This window comes from Pedobacter sp. AK013 (assembly GCF_014205835.1).
GTDB lineage: Bacteria > Bacteroidota > Bacteroidia > Sphingobacteriales > Sphingobacteriaceae > Pedobacter.
The window spans coordinates 20,918-39,772 of record NZ_JACHCQ010000007.1 but is presented as its reverse complement, the minus strand read 5'-3'; the positions used below and the strand labels follow the sequence as shown (position 1 = coordinate 39,772).

The 18,855-nt window shown below is 38.4% G+C and carries 13 protein-coding genes; 10 read left to right on the top strand and 3 right to left on the bottom strand.

Features of this window, described 5'->3' with window-relative positions:
• The first annotated feature begins 348 nt into the window (after positions 1-348).
• The 8 genes from HDC90_RS06750 to HDC90_RS06715 all read left to right on the top strand — a co-directional run bounded on the left by HDC90_RS06750 (position 349) and on the right by HDC90_RS06715 (position 14,654).
• Entirely contained in the window at positions 349-3,666 is a 3,318-nt protein-coding gene (locus HDC90_RS06750) for a TonB-dependent receptor (RefSeq protein WP_184465157.1), read from the top strand.
• Positions 3,667-3,676: 10 nt separating this feature from the next.
• The gene (locus HDC90_RS06745; protein ID WP_184465155.1) at positions 3,677-5,437 is read left to right on the top strand and encodes a RagB/SusD family nutrient uptake outer membrane protein; all 1,761 of its coding nucleotides are present in this window, start codon (positions 3,677-3,679) and stop codon (positions 5,435-5,437) included.
• A gap of 198 nt (positions 5,438-5,635) precedes the next feature.
• Positions 5,636-7,930 carry a glycoside hydrolase family 95-like protein gene (locus tag HDC90_RS06740; RefSeq protein ID WP_184465153.1) on the top strand — a complete coding sequence of 765 codons (2,295 nt, stop codon included), beginning with the start codon at positions 5,636-5,638 and terminating at the stop codon, positions 7,928-7,930.
• Positions 7,931-7,932: 2 nt separating this feature from the next.
• A complete protein-coding gene (locus HDC90_RS06735) occupies positions 7,933-10,050 on the top strand; it encodes a polysaccharide lyase 8 family protein (protein ID WP_184465151.1) in 2,118 nt (705 codons plus the stop codon).
• A gap of 20 nt (positions 10,051-10,070) precedes the next feature.
• A complete protein-coding gene (locus HDC90_RS06730; RefSeq protein WP_221451805.1) occupies positions 10,071-11,255 on the top strand; it encodes a glycoside hydrolase family 88 protein in 1,185 nt (394 codons plus the stop codon).
• Between the two features lie 401 nt (positions 11,256-11,656).
• Positions 11,657-12,880 carry a DUF2264 domain-containing protein gene (locus tag HDC90_RS06725; RefSeq protein ID WP_184465150.1) on the top strand — a complete coding sequence of 408 codons (1,224 nt, stop codon included), beginning with the start codon at positions 11,657-11,659 and terminating at the stop codon, positions 12,878-12,880.
• A gap of 86 nt (positions 12,881-12,966) precedes the next feature.
• Positions 12,967-13,806: a 5-dehydro-4-deoxy-D-glucuronate isomerase gene (gene kduI / locus HDC90_RS06720; protein ID WP_184465147.1), complete on the top strand. Its 840-nt coding sequence runs from the start codon at positions 12,967-12,969 to the stop codon at positions 13,804-13,806.
• Between the two features lie 83 nt (positions 13,807-13,889).
• Positions 13,890-14,654: an SDR family NAD(P)-dependent oxidoreductase gene (locus tag HDC90_RS06715; RefSeq protein ID WP_184465145.1), complete on the top strand. Its 765-nt coding sequence runs from the start codon at positions 13,890-13,892 to the stop codon at positions 14,652-14,654.
• Positions 14,655-14,741: 87 nt separating this feature from the next.
• Here HDC90_RS06715 and HDC90_RS06710 read toward each other — a convergent pair whose 3' ends face one another.
• The 3 genes from HDC90_RS06710 to HDC90_RS06700 form a co-directional block, all read right to left on the bottom strand.
• Positions 14,742-15,368, bottom strand: a complete 627-nt coding sequence (locus HDC90_RS06710; RefSeq protein ID WP_184465143.1) for a carbonic anhydrase — start codon at positions 15,366-15,368, stop codon at positions 14,742-14,744.
• A gap of 487 nt (positions 15,369-15,855) precedes the next feature.
• Complete coding sequence (locus HDC90_RS06705; protein WP_184465141.1) at positions 15,856-16,467, bottom strand: hypothetical protein; 612 nt, start codon at positions 16,465-16,467, stop codon at positions 15,856-15,858.
• A gap of 329 nt (positions 16,468-16,796) precedes the next feature.
• Complete coding sequence (locus HDC90_RS06700; RefSeq protein WP_184465138.1) at positions 16,797-17,438, bottom strand: Crp/Fnr family transcriptional regulator; 642 nt, start codon at positions 17,436-17,438, stop codon at positions 16,797-16,799.
• A gap of 78 nt (positions 17,439-17,516) precedes the next feature.
• Between HDC90_RS06700 and HDC90_RS06695 the strand changes: the two genes are divergently transcribed.
• Both HDC90_RS06695 and HDC90_RS06690 read left to right on the top strand, forming a co-directional pair.
• Positions 17,517-18,212: an HAD family hydrolase gene (locus HDC90_RS06695; protein WP_184465136.1), complete on the top strand. Its 696-nt coding sequence runs from the start codon at positions 17,517-17,519 to the stop codon at positions 18,210-18,212.
• Positions 18,209-18,853 (top strand): chloramphenicol acetyltransferase, encoded by a 645-nt coding sequence (locus tag HDC90_RS06690; RefSeq protein WP_184465134.1) that lies wholly within the window; start codon positions 18,209-18,211, stop codon positions 18,851-18,853. Before HDC90_RS06695 ends, HDC90_RS06690 begins: the two co-directional genes overlap by 4 nt.
• The last annotated feature ends 2 nt before the right edge of the window (positions 18,854-18,855 follow it).

Sequence of the window (18,855 nt, the reverse complement as noted above, 5' to 3'; positions counted from 1 at the left end):
AAATGCGGGGTGGTTAGCTTAATGGTATTAAATGTACAACTCTATTTTTATTATTAAAATCAAATTGACTTAGCGCTGGCAATTTTAACACTTTATCTGCTTACCTGCCTTATTTAATGCTATTTTCTGCCTTTATTTAAGAATTTTATACCTATTTGTTTAGAATTTTATCCCCTCGGTTTGCCTCCAAAGCAACAATTTTGAATAGCCAAATATTAAAGCAAAACCAAACCGTTTAAGCCGATATCCTTTTCATAGTAGCCAGAAGTGCTAGCTGGTGGTAGCCGCAGGTTATGCCCATAATTTTTTGCGATTAAGAAAAAACAATGTTAATCAACTAAACAAAAAATGGATAAACTTTACAAACATCTCAAAATTGGAGAAGCAAAACTGAGCCGTTTTTACTACCCGGTAAAACTATTCTCACTAATTATGCTTTTGAGTTTTACGGCATTTACGGCCTTTGCTCAATCTATAAAAATTTCAGGAACAGTAAAAGATACCCAAGGCGGGGTATTACCTGGGGTAAGTGTAACTGTAAAAGGTACTTCTATAACAGCGGTAACCGGAGGCGATGGTAAATACACAATTGCTGTGCCATCGGCCCAAAACACATTAGTATTTAGCTATATTGGTTACGATACTAAAGAAGTATTGGCTGGTAAGGCTACAAACTTAAATGTTACGTTGCAAGAGCAAAACAACAGCTTAAATGATGTAGTTGTAGTAGCTTACGGTGTGCAGAAAAAAGTTAATGTAATTGGTTCTGTATCTAGCATTAGTGCTAAATCTATTGAAAATAGACCTGTTACCAACTTATCGTCATCTCTTGGTGGCTTAAGCTCGGGTGTATTTGTTCGTCAATCGTCTGGCAAGCCGGGCTCGGATGGTGCCACCCTCAGAATCCGTGGTACAGGAACAATAAATAACAATAACCCATTGGTGGTGATAGACGGGGTTATTGGCAGTATAGACGCCGTTAATCCAAACGATGTTGAAAGTGTTTCAGTTTTAAAAGATGCAGCCGCTTCATCTATCTATGGTTCACTTGCTGCAAATGGGGTTATCTTAATTACTACAAAAAGAGGAAATAGCGGAAAAACGATAATAAGTTATGCGGGTTTAGCATCAATTGCAAAACCAGCAAACCTGCCAACTTTTGTAACCGATTATATTACCCACATGAATTTGGTTAATGAAGGTTACCGTAATTTAGGCCAAAATCCTATTTATACCGATGCTACCATTGCGCAGTGGGCAGCAGCAAATGCCAACCCTGACGGATTAACCCCACAAGGTGTACCAAATTATATTGCTTATCCGAATACAGATTGGGGCAAAGCTATATTTGAAAATAATGTTGTGCAACAACATAACATTTCCTTAAATGGTGGATCTGAAAATACAAAATTCTTATTATCAGCAATGTACCTTAACAACCCGGGTACCATGGCAAATACAGGTTCTGATAAATACAATTTGCGTATAAACCTGGAATCGAAAGTAGCTAAATTTTTAACATTAGGTACGCAAACTTTTGCTTCTTATCAAACCTATGGTTTAGCCAATACCGATAATGCATTTAACTTTTTGCGTCAAACTACACCGGGTGTATATCCGGTTTGGAATGGTAAATACGGTTTTCCGTCTGCTGCTGAAGAATCTTCTACTGCAAATAACATTGTCCAATACCTGTATGGTACTGGTGGTGCTGATAATGAGACCCGGATCAACACAACTGTTTTTGCAAGATTTGATATTTTAAAAGGTTTAGATTTCGAAACCCGTTTTAACTATCAGACCCGCCAGGAAGAATTTAATAACCATGCCATTACTTTCGAAAAATGGAACTTTGCAACCAATACTTTAAAAGTACCTAAAACTACAGCCGACCAGTTAACCACAAGTTATGGTTTTAATAAAAACTATGGAATAACCGTAGATAATATTTTAAAATATAATACCACCATTGCTAAAAGCCATGATATTAGTGTATTAGCAGGTTATAACCAAAACTACTACAACTATTATAATATCGGCGCATCGTCAAAAGGATTATATGATGAATCGATTACCACATTAGGTTCTGCTACTGCAGTAACATCGGCAACGGGTGGCGAGTACGATTATGCTATACGTTCGGTGTATGGACGTTTAAATTATGCTTACAAAAGCAAATATCTTTTTGAAGGCGTGTTCAGGTATGATGGTTCTTCAAAATTTGCTCCAGATTATCGCTGGGGATTCTTCCCGGCTTTCTCAGCCGGATGGCGAATTTCTCAGGAATCATTTATGAATGGATTGAACGATTACGTTGGCAACTTAAAACTTCGTGCATCATGGGGTAAAACCGGTAACAACGTAATGAACACAGATCCTTCGAAAGGTAACTATGATTATCAGGCACTTTATAACGGTACCAACTATTCATTTAATGGTGCCCAAGCCAGTGGATTAATAGCAGGTAAGTTTGCCAATCCGTTTTTGGTTTGGGAAGCCACCACAACCAGTAATATTGGTTTAGATGGTAATTTGTTGCATGGTAAAATGAATTTTGAGATAGACTTGTATAGTAAACAAACATCCAAAATTTTATTTATACCAACTATTCCGTTAACATCAGGAACTGCTACTGCGGCAACTAAAAATATCGCAGAAATGTCTAACAAAGGGTTAGAGATTACTTTAGGATATAATGATAAAATCGGCGATTTTAAATATGGTGTATCGGGTAACTTTGCCTATAACTTTAACCGGATTAAAACTTACTTAGGCCCATTACAAGCAGGCTACACAACAGATGCATTAGGTAATAGCGTATATACTTCAAACATCGGTAAAATTTCCAGCGGTGGAATTAACCGTGTTTTAGATGGTCATGAATTTAATGAATACTACTTGCAAACCGTTTATAAAGGGAATGGAAATTATTTTACTGATGGTAAGGTAAATGTAAACGGCGGGCCCAAAGACGGTATGATCCGTACACCAGCTGATATGGATTGGTTAAATGCAATGATTGCTGCCGGATATTCTTTCCAGCCAACCGGTGGCGTAAGTAAAACCAAAATTTATTATGGCGATTTAATCTATGCCGATAATAATGGCGATGGAATTTACGGTAATAGCTTTGATAATCAGTTTATGAATAAATCTTCTACGCCAAGGTTTAATTACGGCTTTAGCATGAATTTATCATATAAAAACATCGATCTTTCTATGCTATGGTCGGGTAGTGCAGGTATGTGGTATTACTGGAATGCTACAGGATATAACAACTCTGTTGTATCTCTTGGTAATGCCGTAAGTACCTTAATTGCAAACGATCATTATTATTACAATGACGCAAATCCGAACGATCCGGCTAATAATATTAATGCGAAATATCCAAGACTTAAAAATACTACCGATGCTCAAAATGCAGCGGTAGCTAGCGATTTTTACTTATATAATGCTTCTTATCTAAAATTGAAAAACTTACAGATTGGTTATACGCTACCGGAAAAAATTTCTAAAAAAGCAGCCATGAGCAGGGCAAGATTTTTCCTATCTGGAGAAAACCTATTTACCATTACCAATTATCCGGGCTTAGATCCTGAAATCGGTGCAGGAGTATCTTATCCAACTATGCGCCAGTATTCTTTAGGCTTAAATGTTACTTTTTAACGGAAACAAAATGAAAAAGATTTTAACCATATTATTTACAATTGCAGTAGTTACGGGTTGTAAAAAAGATTTATTAACCACTACACCTCCTTCGCAAGTTGCATCAGAAATGATGTGGACAACTGATAACCTAACCGACCAGGGAATGACCGGTGTTTATGCCACTTTAAGATACGGCATGGTATCAGGCGGTGCCTCGGGTTTAGAATTGTATCAAATGGATTGTTTAGGTTTTACCGGACAAACTTCAGGTGCAGAGTCCTTATTGGCAGGAACAATTACCCCGAGTAATGGTTATTTCAGCGGACACTGGCAAAACCTTTACGAAGGTATTCAGCGGGCAAATGATGCATTAAAAAACATTGCAATAAAATCGCCTTCTTCTCCTGAAAAAAAAGCAAGGTACATTGCTGAGGCAAAATTTTTAAGGGCTTATTTTTATTTAAGGTTAAATCAGTTGTATAAAGGCGTACCCATTTATTTAGAGCCTTATCTTCCTGAAGAAGCATTTAAGCCACGTTCTACAGAAGCAGAAGTTTGGGCGCAGGTAATCAGTGATTTAACTGCTGCAATTGCAGAACCAAACCTGCCCGATAGATATGCCAGTGGTAATGGAAATTATGGTCATGTTACGAAGGGCGCAGCTTATGCCTTACGCGGCAAAGCCTATATGTATACGCAAAAGTGGGATTTGGCCGCCGCAGATTTTCAAAAAGTTAAAGATGCCGGTTATGGTTTGTTCGCAAATTATAGCGCTTTGTTTAAAACTGCCAATGAACAATCTAATGAAATGATTTTCTCTATTCAGAATATTGGAGTTACCGGTTTTGGTTCAACCACACAATTTTATTGCGGTACCCGTTCTTCTTTTGGCTCTTGCTGGAATACCTATCATGTTTCTCCAAACCTGGTAGATTTATATGAAAATGCTGATGGCTCTAAATTTAACTGGGATGCTGTTATACCTGGATATTCAGCACTTTCTGTAGCAGAGCGAGAGGTTTACTTTTTAAGAAACAACCTAACGGCGGCTGAAATTACAGCTGCTACTACAAGAGGTGCAAAAATGAGTCTGTATTTACCAACAGGCAACGAAGCACGTATTATGCAGGCTTATGCTAACCGCGATCCTCGATTGGCTGCAAACGTAATTACACCATACTCAACTTATTTGGGGGTATTTGGCGGAGCAAATGCAGTAGTAACCTCAAGATGGCCTTATCGTGCTGAAGGAGCTACGAATGGTGATTTGCGTACAGATACACAAAGCCTATTCTATTATTTATACCGCAAATATGTTTACGAAGGTGCAACAGAAACACCTGGTAGGGATTATGGACCAACAGATTTTGTATTGATTAGATACGCAGATGTGCTGTTAATGTGGGCAGAAGCGCTGAATGAACAAGGTTTAACTTCTGAGGCAATCGCTAAAGTAAATGAAGTAAGAACCCGTGCTGGCGTAGCTTTACTTCAAAATACCAATGCGGTATTGCCAACATTTGTATCTGGTCAAACAGATTTAAGAGAAAGAATCCGCAATGAAAGAAGAGTAGAGTTTCCTAATGAAGGTATTAACTTCTTTGATGAAATGAGATGGAAGAGTTGGAAAGACAAAGTTTTTTATGCAGGTAATGGTGTAAAACAGATCTGGGGAAAGGTTGTATATGCCTACTCATTTAAGGGTGATTATCTTTATAATTGGGCAATTCCAGCTGTAGAGATAGAAAGAAACCCCAGCCTGACTCAAAATGCAGGTTGGATAAATTAGATTTTTGGCATGATTAGTTTTAGGCCGCTATTATGATAGCGGCCAGTTAATCATGAATTTCTATATCTCCAAACCAATAAAAGATAAAGAAACATCAGTTCGATCTGAAAAAAATGGTTAGTATTGTTAGTTTGAGCCACCTTGCCTGGCTTGGTGGCTTTTTAACTCCCTTATTACCAATTAAAAATAATTGAAAATATGCAGCGTCATAGCTCGTTAAGGTATCGCAGAATAATCGTTAATTACAGCCTATTACTCCTGTTTTTGTTTTTGCCGCGTTGGTGTACTGCTCAAATACCAGCTGGCGAAGTAAACTGGCCTGTTTTTATGGCCAGACAAAATTTAAAGTGGGATAATCTTGGCAAAGATTATTACAGCGGTATTATCTTGGGTAACGGGCTGCTCGGTACCAATATTTACAAAGAAAACGACAGTTTAATCCGTTTCGATATCGGTAGGAGCGATGTGGTGGACCATCGGGAGAAACTAATGCCCCAAGCCGGTAAACTATACACCCAATCGCGTTTGCCAATTGGGTATTTTACACTTAAAACCGAGGGTAAAATAACAGGTGCCAAAATAGAGCTCGATATTTACAATGCCGAAGCGAAAGGCAGTATATTTACTACACAGGGAACAATCTCCTTTACTGCCTTTGTTGCAGCCAATCAAAATGTAATTAGTATTTCGTTTAATACAACGCAGCAAGAAAAAGTTTTAGCCTGGAAATGGAACCCTGGTAAAAGTATCAGTCCGAGGTACCTTCAGACCTATCCGACAGATAAACCTGCAAACTATCAGGAAAATCCTCCTGTAAAAATGACTACAGAAAGTGGCTATACTGTTTGTCATCAACCCTTATTTAACAACGGCGGTTATAGCACAGTTTATCAAATTAATGGCAATGCCAGTTCTGGCAAACTGCGCGTAAGTGTGGGGTATGATGGATATAATCATCTTGATGAAACCAAAGAAGCCTTAAATAGCCTTAAAAATTTTAAGTCAGACGAGGAAAGTATTGCAGCACACCGCAATTGGTGGCACCGCTATTATCAGCAGAGCTTTGTTGCCCTGCCCGATAAACGCATGGAGAATTTTTATTGGATACAACTTTATAAACTCGCCTCTGTTACCCGGGCAGATAAACCTATTGCCGACTTAATGGGGCCTTGGACGGCGGCTACCCCATGGCCAGCCATCTGGTGGAATTTAAATGCCCAGCTTACCTATTCTCCAATTTTTACGGCCAACCATTTAGAACTCGGCGAATCGCTGTTTAAGTCTTTAAATGCTCACCAACAAAATTTAATCAATAATGTCCCTGTACAATGGCGTAATGATGCTGCTGCTATAGGAAGGAGCTCTTCTTACGATCTGGTAAGTCCGATAACCGAAGCAGAGATACAAAAGGGGACTTTTGAACCTGCAAACCTTACCTGGATGTTATATTATTATTATCAATATTATAGCTATACCAAAGATGAACAGACCCTCGGTACTAAAATTTATCCTTTACTGAAAAGATCTGCAAATTTTTTAATCCATCAGCTTAAGCAAGATGAGAAGGGGATTTATCATTTTCCAATGTCTTATTCACCAGAATACAAAAATGCAGAAGATGCAAATTATACTTTATCTAGTTTAAGCTGGGCCCTTCAAACCTTAATTAAAGTAAATAAAACGCAACAATTGAAAGATGCAGATGCCAGTAAATGGAGCCTGATATTGAAAAACCTGGCACCTTTTCCGGTTGGAGATACTGGTTTTTTAATTGGCAAAGATGTGCCATTAAATAGCTCGCACAGGCATTATTCACACTTGCTGATGATTTATCCTTATAACCTCATTAACTGGGACCAGCCTGAAAACAGGCCGCTCATTAGCCAATCGTTAAAAAACTGGCTATCCTACAAAAGTGCATTGGCAGGTTTTTCTTTTACAGGAGCGGCTTCCATTTATGCTGGTACGGGCAATGGCGATATGGCCTACCAGTGGCTAAACGAATTGCTGGATCGTTTTATACAGGTAAATACCCTGTACCGCGAATCAGGGCCAGTAATCGAAACACCCTTGGCAGCAGCAACTTCAATACAAGAAATGCTGATCCAAAGCTGGGGAGACAAAATCAGGATTTTTCCTGCCATTCCATCCAACTGGAAAAACGTATCGTTTAAACAACTTAGGGCAGAAGGTGCTTTTTTGGTCAGTGCTGATATGCAAAACGGGCAGACAAAAAGTATTAAAATAAAGAGTTTAAAGGGTGGAGACTTCATACTAGTAAGCAAGCTCGATAAATTTTCCATCAGATCGGATAAGCGGGACAAAATAGATTATGAACAGTATAAAGAAGGCGAAAAAATCAAAATTGAAATTAAAAACACCATAATTGGAGAAACCATACAGTTAGTTTCTCCTGGCTTTGAAGAAAAAAAAGCGCCAGGCTTCCCTTATAGTGAATATCAGAGCTGGTTTTGGGGCTTAAATAAAAAATAAAGATGTTTGCTATAAATAAAAAAACAAACAACAAAATAAAGGTTAACCGAAAAATCAGATTTGGATTCCTGTTGGGTGGCCTAATGCTGATGAGCATAGCAGTGAAAGCCCAAAAAGAACCCTTTAATACCATTTTGCAGCGTATTAATAACGATTTGCAGACTTTTGTTAAAGATAAAGCATTGGCTGAAGAAGTTGGCAATCATCTTAAAAACTTAAATGCCGACGGAAGCTGGGCTGATATTAATTACGCTGATGCGCAGTACGATCCATTAAAAAGGATCGAAAATATGGCTACCGCTTACATCCGCCAATCGAATAGGCTTTATCAGAATGCTGAGCTCTATGGAGCGATTGTTAAATCTTTGCAGAACTGGCTGGATAAAAACCCGAAAAACAAAAACTGGTGGTACAATGATATTTTTTATCCACAGGCCATTGGGCAAACCTTAATTTTGATGCGGAATGCCAAAACACAGCTTCCTGCCGAGTTGGAAAATGCATTGATCAAAAGAATGATCAGACGTTTAAAAACGGGTGATGGTGCGAATACCTCAGATGAAGCTTTACATTATCTCTATAGGGCCTGTTTAACACAGAACAAAACAACTTTAGATTCAGCGGCTAAATACCTGTTCGAACCCATAGCCATTGCCGATGGAAAAGAAGGCGTTCAGATAGATGGGAGTTATTACCAGCATGGAAAACAACAGGCCATTGCCAGTTATGGAAGGGTGTTTGCAGGAAATTCGGTTAATGCGGCTTTCTATTTACGCGGAACCGAATACGCCTTGCCCAAAGATCAGCTGGCCATTTTGGTTAATTATCTTAAAAATACTTTTCTGAAAACGGTGAGAGGATCATTTTATGATTTCAATGTGCGCGGCCGTGGAATTAGCCGTAAAGATTCCTTAAGTAGCGGTATGGGAGGTATGGTAAGCAAAATTAAACTATTCGACCCTGAAAATGCCGCCTGTTGGGATGCTTCGCTATTGAGAACATCAGGCAAAAAAGCGGCTGATTATGGTATTACTGCTTCCCACAGCCAATATTGGAAAAGTGGGTATACCCTTCACCTGCGTAAGGCTTATACTTTTAGTGTGCAGACCGCATCTACCAGGACTTTGCGAACCGAGCGAGGCAACAACGAAAATATATTGGGGAAATTTCTTCCAGATGGGGCAACCAATATTCAACGCAGCGGATCAGAATACGCCAACCTGATGCCGGTTTGGGAATGGGATAAAATTCCAGGAACAACCACTAGGGATTATCCGGATGATAATGGTGCAACTATTAAAAGTGATTGGGGAATCCCTGGTACAACCCAATTTGTGGGGGGCGTTAGCGATGGTATTTATGGTGTTTCATGTTATGATCTAAATTACGACAGCGTTCAGGCAAAAAAGGCCTGGTTCTTTTTCGATAAGGAAGTGGTGTGTCTGGGTGCTGGAATTAAGAGCAGCACAAATGAGAATATTACCACAACAATTAATCAGACCTGGTTAAGGGGCCGCGTATTTTCTTCAAAGGGAGCACAGAAAAATGATAAAGACGAGATTTGGGCAATCCACGATAGTATTGGATATATTTTTCCCCAAGGCGGAGATTTAGAAATCAACAACAAAGTACAAACCGGAAACTGGTACCGCATTAATCATTTTCAAAGTAAAACCGAACTGAAACATGATGTATTTAAAATTTGGTTAAATCATGGTGTAAATCCCCAAAATGCCTGTTATCAATATATTGTTGTGCCTGGCGTTGATGCTGCAGGCTTAAAAAAATACAACCGATCGATGATACAGATATTAAAAAATACGGAAGAACTGCAGGCTGTAAAACATACCGGGCTGAACATATTACAGGCTGTATTTTATAAAGCGGGAACATTGACGGCCGATGGGCTTTCGCTTCAGGTAGATCAGCCGTGTACAGTTTACATTAAAGATTTAAGCAGTAAAAGTCCTATACTGTATATTTCAGATCCAGCGCAGACAAATACAAACATCAAGGTACTTTTAAAGTTGCCGGCCATGTCTAAAACCCAAAACATAAATTGTAACCTACCTGTTGGAGCACTTTCGGGAGCAACGGCAAACTTTAAAATCAAAGAATAATATACACGTACTATTACATTATGAAAAAAACCAACCTCGCTGTCGCATTACTGATATTAGGCAGTTCAATTTCATTTGCCCAAACCACCAGGAAACCAATGGGGCAGTTAATTAACGATGAATTTAAATTCGCGGCCGAGCAATATAAAATACTTGCTAAAAATATACCTGAGGGCAAAACACCTCAAAGTTTCGAAAAAGGTAAATCTATCAACTACGATATTAAGTGGTGGTGCAGTGGTTTTTATTCGGGCAGTTTGTGGTACATATACGAACAAACTAAAGATCAGAATATTAAAAAAGAGGCAGAGGCAGCCTTAAAAGTAATAGAACCAAACCAAAGCTATACCGGAAACCACGATTTAGGTTTTATGATGTACTGCAGTTTTGGGAATGCTTACCGTTTAACAGGCAAAGCCGAATATAAAGCAGTTATTCAACGTTCGGCAGAATCTTTAGCAACCCGCTATCGCCCGGTTGTAAAATCAATCCAATCGTGGAACAAAAGCAAAATGTGGGAGTGCCCGGTAATTATTGATAATATGATGAATCTTGAAATGATGAACTGGGCAAGCGATAATGGAGGAGATAAAAAATATAAAGAAATTGCTGTTACACACGCCAATACTACTTTAAAAAACCATTTCCGTCCCGATTTTAGTTCTTTTCATGTGGTAGATTATAATCCGCAGACCGGCGAGGTAATTAAAAAAGCTACCTGGCAGGGGGCTGCAAACTGTTCTGCATGGGCACGCGGACAAGGCTGGGCTTTGTATGGTTATACCATGATGTACCGTTTTACCAAAGATGAAAACTATTTAAAACAGGCCAAAGGTATCGCAAACTTTATATTGAACCATCCAAATCTGCCGGCCGATAAAATACCATTCTGGGATTTTGATGCCCAGGGGATTCCATTTGCAAAACGCGATGCTTCTGCAGGTGCACTGATAGCTTCGGCATTATTAGAACTAAGCCAGTACACATCTGGAAGTGAAAAAACAACATTTAAGTCAGCGGCCGAAACGATCATCTATTCACTTTCGGGCAGTGCCTATCATGCGAAATTAGGTGAAAACGGAGGGTTTTTATTGATGCACAGCACAGGTGCTTACCCACTAAACAGCGAAATTGATGTGCCACTTATTTATGCCGATTACTATTATCTAGAAGCACTGGCCAGATATAAAAAATGGTATTTATAGCCATTTATTGAACTTGAGTTTTGGGTGCTATATACCGAGATTAACTCAAAACTTAAGTTAAATTTATTTTTTATCAGGAAATGAAGGCTCAGCATTTCTTCGGCAACAGCAGTCCCGTTATCCGCTATAGTCCCGGCCTGGAGTCGGGAGCTGCCGCTACTACCGGGTTTATGAACAAAGGTTTGTGCAAAGACTGCCAAAAATTAATGTTAATTGGCTAAGCAATTAACCAATAATAGTAATGCCTGCAGTGCCAGCTAGACTCGATTGGAATGGACATCCCGATCCTTCATCGGGATAAAATGGAAAGCGGGAAGAAACCTGAATAATTGAACAGAAATCTGCTCTCCAAATAATTGAAAAAAAATGCATTAGCTATTAAACCCAAATATTTAACAAAAATGAAATATAAACTGATTATTTCTGCGCTGCTGATCTGCTCGCAATTTGCAAATGCACAAAAAAAGACAACAACCGGTACCGAAGACCGTGCTTTTTGGGTGAAGACACTTAACCGGATTGCTTACCCCGTAATCCATAACCTGGCCAACGAAACCCTAAAAAAGAACATGCCACTAGAAAAAGCGCCTGGTTATGGTTTAAATGTAGCTAAAGTTACCTATCTCGAAGCATTGGGACGTACCATTGCAGGTGTTGCACCCTGGTTGGCTTTGCCAGATGACGGGACAGCAGAAGGGAAGCTTAGAAAAAACATGCGTACCGAACTTTTAAAAGCTTTAGCCAATTCAGTAAACCCCGAGAGTCCGGATTATATTAGTTACCGCTCAGAAAGCCAGCCCATTGTTGATGCCGCTTATGTTGCCCATGCTTTTCTTCGGGCACCAAAAGCATTATGGGAACCGCTTGATGAAGTAACGAAAAAAAGGTTTATTGAAGAATTTAAATCGCTGCGTACCCGTAGTGGTGCTTATAATAACTGGCTTTTATTTTCTGGTTTAACCGAAGGTTTTCTGTTAAGCATAGGCGAACAGTATGATCCTGCCCGTGTTCAGTTCGCAATTAATAAAATGAAAGAATGGTACGTAGGCGATAGCTGGTATAGTGATGGCGAAAAATTTAGCATGGATTATTATAACTCTTACGTAATTCACCCCATGTTGGTTGATCTTTTAAAAGTATTAGTTGATCAGAAAAGAGCATCACAGGCTGATTATGACATCGCATTAAAAAGAATGGTCCGCTATTCTGAATATTTGGAAAGGATCATTTCACCGGAGGGTACTTACCCTGCCTATGGGCGTTCTATCACTTACCGTACTGCCGCCTTTCAAGCCTTGGCCCAAACGGCTTTAATGGAAAAACTACCAGAATATGTAAAACCAGCGCAGGTTCGTGGCGGCTTAACCGCTGTAATGCATAAACTGTACGATGGAAACCAGAATTTTGATAATAATGGATGGTTAGTGCTGGGCTTTAATGGCCACCAGCCCGAAGTGGCTGATACTTATACATCTACCGGAAGTTTATACATGGCTACGCTTGGCTTTTTAACCTTAGGCTTGCCTGCTGATCATAAATTTTGGGCAGATGCACCAGCACCATGGACCAGTTTAAAGGCCTGGAGTGGAGAAGCCATAAAAAAGGATTATAAAGTTGAGTATTAATACAAATAATAAGTATCGTATAAATATATTTGCGGATAAGATCTGGTATCAGTTCAGATCTTATCGCAAAACTCAATTTTTAACCAATGAACAAATTCGAAAGCCGTTACGCTCAAAGCCCTAAAGAAGTTAAACACATGGATACCGCAGCTTTGCGGGATAATTTCTTGATCGAAAACGTATTTGAGGCAAACCAGGTAAACCTAACCTTATCTCATTTTGACAGATATATTGTTGGGGGTGCAATGCCTGTTGATCAGAAAATAGCACTTCCTAACCCTGATGACTTAAAAGCAACCTACTTTTTAGAACGGAGAGAACTGGGCATTATTAATGTTGGCGGAAAAGCTATTGTTACTGCTGATGGTGAAAAATACGAGCTGGATTATAAAGAAGCTTTGTATATTGGTAAAGGTACTAAAGAAGTATTTTTTGAATCTGCAAGCCCTGGCGAAGCCGCAAAATTGTATATCAATTCTGCTCCAGCACACCATAGCTATCCAAACAAGAAAGTAAGTAAGGCCGAAGCTGAAATAGTGGAACTGGGTACGCCTGAAACTGCTAATCATAGGATAATCAATAAACTACTGGTGAATAGTGTTTTACCAACCTGCCAGTTGCAGATGGGGATGACCGAGTTAAAATCTGGCAGTGTTTGGAATACTATGCCTGCACATACACACGATAGAAGGATGGAAGCTTATTTCTATTTCGAAGTTCCGAAAGGACAGAGTGTTTGCCATTTTATGGGCCAACCACAAGAAACCCGTCATATTTGGATGCAGAACGATCAGGCGGTAATTTCTCCAAACTGGTCTATCCATTCTGGAGCAGGTACAAGCAATTATACTTTTATTTGGGGTATGGCCGGCGAAAACTTAGATTATGGCGATATGGATCACTGTGCCATTAACGAACTGAAATAAATTTACGCTCGTTATCTCTACTGGAGCACAGTCCCGAACTTTCGGGAGAGAGCTCTTTTTTAAATGATCAATTGAATAAAAACATGTCTAACATATTTAATTTAGCAGGTAAAACGGCATTAGTTACTGGCTGTAAAAGAGGAATAGGAAAAGCTATGGCTTTAGCTTTGGCCGAAGCAGGTGCCGATATTATCGGCGTTTCTGCAAGTCTCGAACTTCAGGACAGTACGGTAGAAAAAGAAGTTTTAGCACTGGGCAGAAAGTTTTATGCTTACCAGTGTGATTTTGGTAAACGCGAAAATACCCTGGCTTTTGCTGCTCAGGTAAAAGCCGATCATCCGGTTATAGATATTTTGGTAAATAACGCAGGAACGATTTTACGTCAGCCAATTGCAGAGCACTCTGATGAATATTGGGATGAAGTAATTGCGGTAAACCAAACGGCACCGTTTATTTTAACGCGTGAAATTGGTAGAGAAATGATTGCAAGAGGAAGCGGAAAAGTAATTTTCACTGCATCATTACTATCATTCCAAGGTGGTATTACCGTTCCTGGTTATGCAGCGAGTAAAGGAGCAATTGCATCTTTAACAAAAGCTTTTGCCAACGAGTGGGCATCAAAAGGTGTAAATGTGAATGCAATTGCACCTGGTTATATCGCAACCGATAATACTTCTGCTTTACGCGAAGACCAGGATAGAAGTACATCTATATTATCACGTATCCCTGCCGGAAGATGGGGAACGCCAGAAGATTTTAAGGGGCCAACCATATTCCTGGCCTCAACAGCCAGTGATTATGTTCATGGAACAATATTAACCGTTGATGGCGGTTGGATGGGAAGGTAAGTTCGTCCTTAGTCAAACCTCACAGGTTTTTAAAACCTGTGAGGTTTATTTCATTAGGACTAAAGGCTTTGTACTTATGACTGTGAACTAATAAAGATTATAAATCTCCTTAATATCCTTCAAAATCTTTTCGAAATCGATTTTTAGGTCGATTAACCTGCCTGTATGGATGTCAAATACCCAACCATGAACGGTTAAACCTCGTTCTGAAATTGCCTCTTGTACTGCTGCGGTTTTTAAGAGGTTAACACATTGCTCCTGAACATTCAGTTCTACCAGTCTGTTGTAGCGTGTGCTTTCATCTTCAATGGCATTTAACTCATCTTTGTGGATGCGGTAAACATCGCGGATATTTCTTAACCAAGGATTTAATATGCCTAAATCTGCAGGCTGCATGGCTGCTTTAACGCCGCCACAATTATAGTGGCCGCAAACCACAATATGGTTTACTTTTAAGTGGCGTACGGCATAATTTAAAACGGTCATTACGTTTAAATCCACATTGTTTACCAGATTGGCTACATTCCGGTGTACAAAAGCCTGACCTGGTTGTATGCCCATTAAATCTTCTGCAGTAACGCGGCTATCAGAACACCCGATGTACAAAAACTCAGGACTTTGGCCTTTCGATAATTCAGTGAAATAATCAGGATTAATGGCCAATTTCTCGGCAATCCATTTTTCGTTGTTCTTAAAAACTTCTGCTACATTCATGCTTTTGCTTTAAATAGAATTTTAGGATATATAATTATAATGAGCACTAAACAAGGTATTCACACCGTAGTAAAACTAAAAAAAGATTTCCTGATTTTGGCAAGTTATTCGTGTTTCCTCTTGTTTATTTAACTAACAAGTTTTGCCCTTAAATGTTTAGTGATTTGACAGATATTGAGGAAGAAAACTCGATTTGGGAATTGTTAATAGGTGTTGTGTAGATTTTAATATTAGAGCTGTCACTCTGGATTTATTTGAGGGCCTATATTGTAGGAAAGATGTTGACCGCACTATAGCTGCAAGCCAATTGAAAATACTAATTTTACTTGTAAAATAAATTCAGCATGAAGGTTGTGTTAAGACAAAACTAAAAATCTATAAAGAATAAATATTAGTGCCCTGAGCTGTTAAAGTAATGATTACCAAAAATAAAGCCAATATCAATTACCCTATGTTTAGTAGGTTTTGATATTGGCTTTATTAATTTTTAGCTCGCAACCGCAACCGCATTTTTGTTAATGTGGTTTGGCAATTCTTCAAGTGTGTATAAGTTAACCAACGATTCTCTTAATGCGTTTTTTGCATCGTACCAAACGTTTTCTTGAGTGAAATGACAAACGCCATTGGTCAGCTCGGTAATAATTGCACCAATTAAGGTTGCAAAATGATTTTCGAAAACATCTCCAGAATGGTACTTTAAAGAAAATACTTTGCTGTAGTTTTGAAGCTGAGCCTCAACTTCTGCGCTTAATTTTATAGGTTTTGCAACCTTCTTTCTTTTTTTCTTTTTGAATAAACCCAATATCTTTTGGACAAAACTCTGTTTGATGATTTTTTCTTTAAAAAGTTTTTTCTTGTATTCTTTCAGATCGAAGGATTTAAGCGACACGCTAAAATTTAGTTTTAGGTTATTCTCATTAAATATTTCCAAGCTGGGTTTGTCCCATTTAAAAACAATTGGTAGGTTTCCGTTCGGGTTCCTAAATGAAAAAGACGAATTAATATCCAGAACATTTTCATGTTCATTTAAACGTTTTAAAATTGTTGGGATAAGATCGTCTGTTAAGGAATTGGTGTAAATGTTTATATAAGCACTCATGTTTAATTAAGATTAGCTGAAATCAATTATTGCAAATGGGCAACTGCCATAAGCTTTATTAAATGATAATTAAGGATATCATTACATTGCAGAGTGATCCATTCTAAATAGATACCACTCCTTAATATCGATTAACTTGGAAATCTTAGGGTGAATTGGTGGTTGTAGTTTTTCATTTGTATGTGTGTTTGTGTGTGTAATATTGATTTTGAGAGAAAGACATAGATTAATTAATTTCTTTTTTTAACCTAAACGGACCAAATAGCAGAAACGTTACAGTTAATTTCAAAATACTTTGTGAGCAATAATTATACCATAAACAGGTGCGATTATTTTAATCGTTCCAATAGTTTTTTCATGTTGCTTAGCTGTAAGATGTTTTTAAATTCAGGAGTGTCAAAACCCTCTTTATTTACAACTTGCTTTAAGCTTCTGTTAAAGCTTCTTACAGAAATACCCAGATAGGCAGCCATGTCTTCTTTTGATATCGAAATGTGCTCATCGGCCTGCAGTTTGAGCAATTTTAAAAGTGCATATTCTAAAGTGTATAGCTGTTGAAAAGACGCACGTGTACTAGTTTGTATAATTCTGGTAGATAATTCCTGGAGTAAGATTGTAGTAAATTCGCTACTCTTGCTTATCAAAGAAAGGAAAAGATGGTCAGGAATAACATAGGTGGTAACATCACTTATCGCGGCTACATTGCACAAACAATCAATCTTTTTTAAAGCTTCTAATTCGCCAACCACTTCGCCCTTACCTAAAAACTCGATAATAAAATCTTTGCCATTTTCTTCAGAAATAAAACATTTGCTGATCCCATCTTTAATGATGTAGATGTTTCTGATTTTTTCGCCCTGTTCAATAAATTTATACCCTGCTTTAAAGTTTTTAATTGTAATGGCTTCTCCTTCATTTTCGGTACAAAAACGTTCAATAAAAGATAAGAAAGTAAGGTTGGTACGTAGCATATTTAATTAGTCGAGACAAATGTCCTTTTTTAAAGGAAGTTGTTGCTTTACTTTTGTGGCACTAAAGTAAGCATAACCATGAAAAATCAAATTACTGTAATTGCTTTTGATGCTGACGATACCCTTTGGGTAAACGAGCCCTACTTCCGTGAAACCGAAGAGCATTTTGCAGGTCTTTTAGAAGATTTTATGCCCCGACACAGTATTTTGGCTGAGCTTTATAAAACTGAAATGGTCAATTTGCCACTTTATGGTTATGGAATTAAAGGTTTTATGCTGAGCATGACGGAAACTGCCATGAAAATTTCTTTAGGGAAAATTGACCCAATAATTGTAGAGAAAATACTCGAACTGGGAAAAGAAATGCTCAATAAACCAGTTGTATTACTTGATGGGGTAGAAGAGGTATTAAAAACCTTAATTGGAAAATATAAACTTGTTGTAGCTACCAAAGGCGATTTACTAGATCAGCAAAGGAAATTGACGAAATCAGGACTGGATCATTATTTTCACCACATCGAAATTATGAGCGATAAACAGGAAAAGGATTATCAAAAATTGATTAAACACCTGGATTGTAAACCCGAGGAGTTTTTAATGTTGGGCAATTCCTTAAAATCGGACGTTTTACCTGTATTGAATATTGGCGGACATGCCGTTCACATCCCTTTCCATATTACATGGGTGCATGAGAGTATCGACCATACTATTGAACATGCAAATTTTTATCAGATGGAAAGTCTATCTGATGTTTTACCAAAATTAATTGAATGAAAGAAAAAATAGATATAAACACCTGGATCAGAAAAGATCATTTTAAATTTTTTAGCGCTTTTGAAGAACCTTTCTTCGGCGTAACCGTAGAGGTAGATTGTACCGCCACCTACGAAGAAGCAAAAGAACATCACGTTTCTTTTTTCCTGCTTTATCTGCACAAATCGCTGGTAGCTGCCAATCAGATAGAACCTTTTAGATACCGCATTATTGATGGCGAAGTTTGGAAGTACAGTAGCGTGAATGCCGCCGCTACCATTAACAGGCCAAATGGTACCTTTGGATTTGGATACATGGATTTCTATAATGACTTTAAAGATTTTAGAACTGCAGCCAATAAGGAGATTGAAAAAGTACAGACCAGCACAGGCTTAATCCCTTCCTCGTCAGGCGAAAATGTGATCCACTATTCGGCACTGCCCTGGTTAAATTTCACTTCCTTATCGCATGCGCGCAATTTTTCTTATCAGGACAGCTGCCCTAAAATATCTTTTGGCAAGCTTAGAGATGAAAACGAAAGAAAAGTAATGTCGGTTTCCATACATGTAAACCATGCTTTGATGGATGGGTTTAATGTTGCCCAGTTTGTAGATTGCTATCAAGAGCTATTAAGCAACAAGGAAGTTAACGCGTATGTTTAACC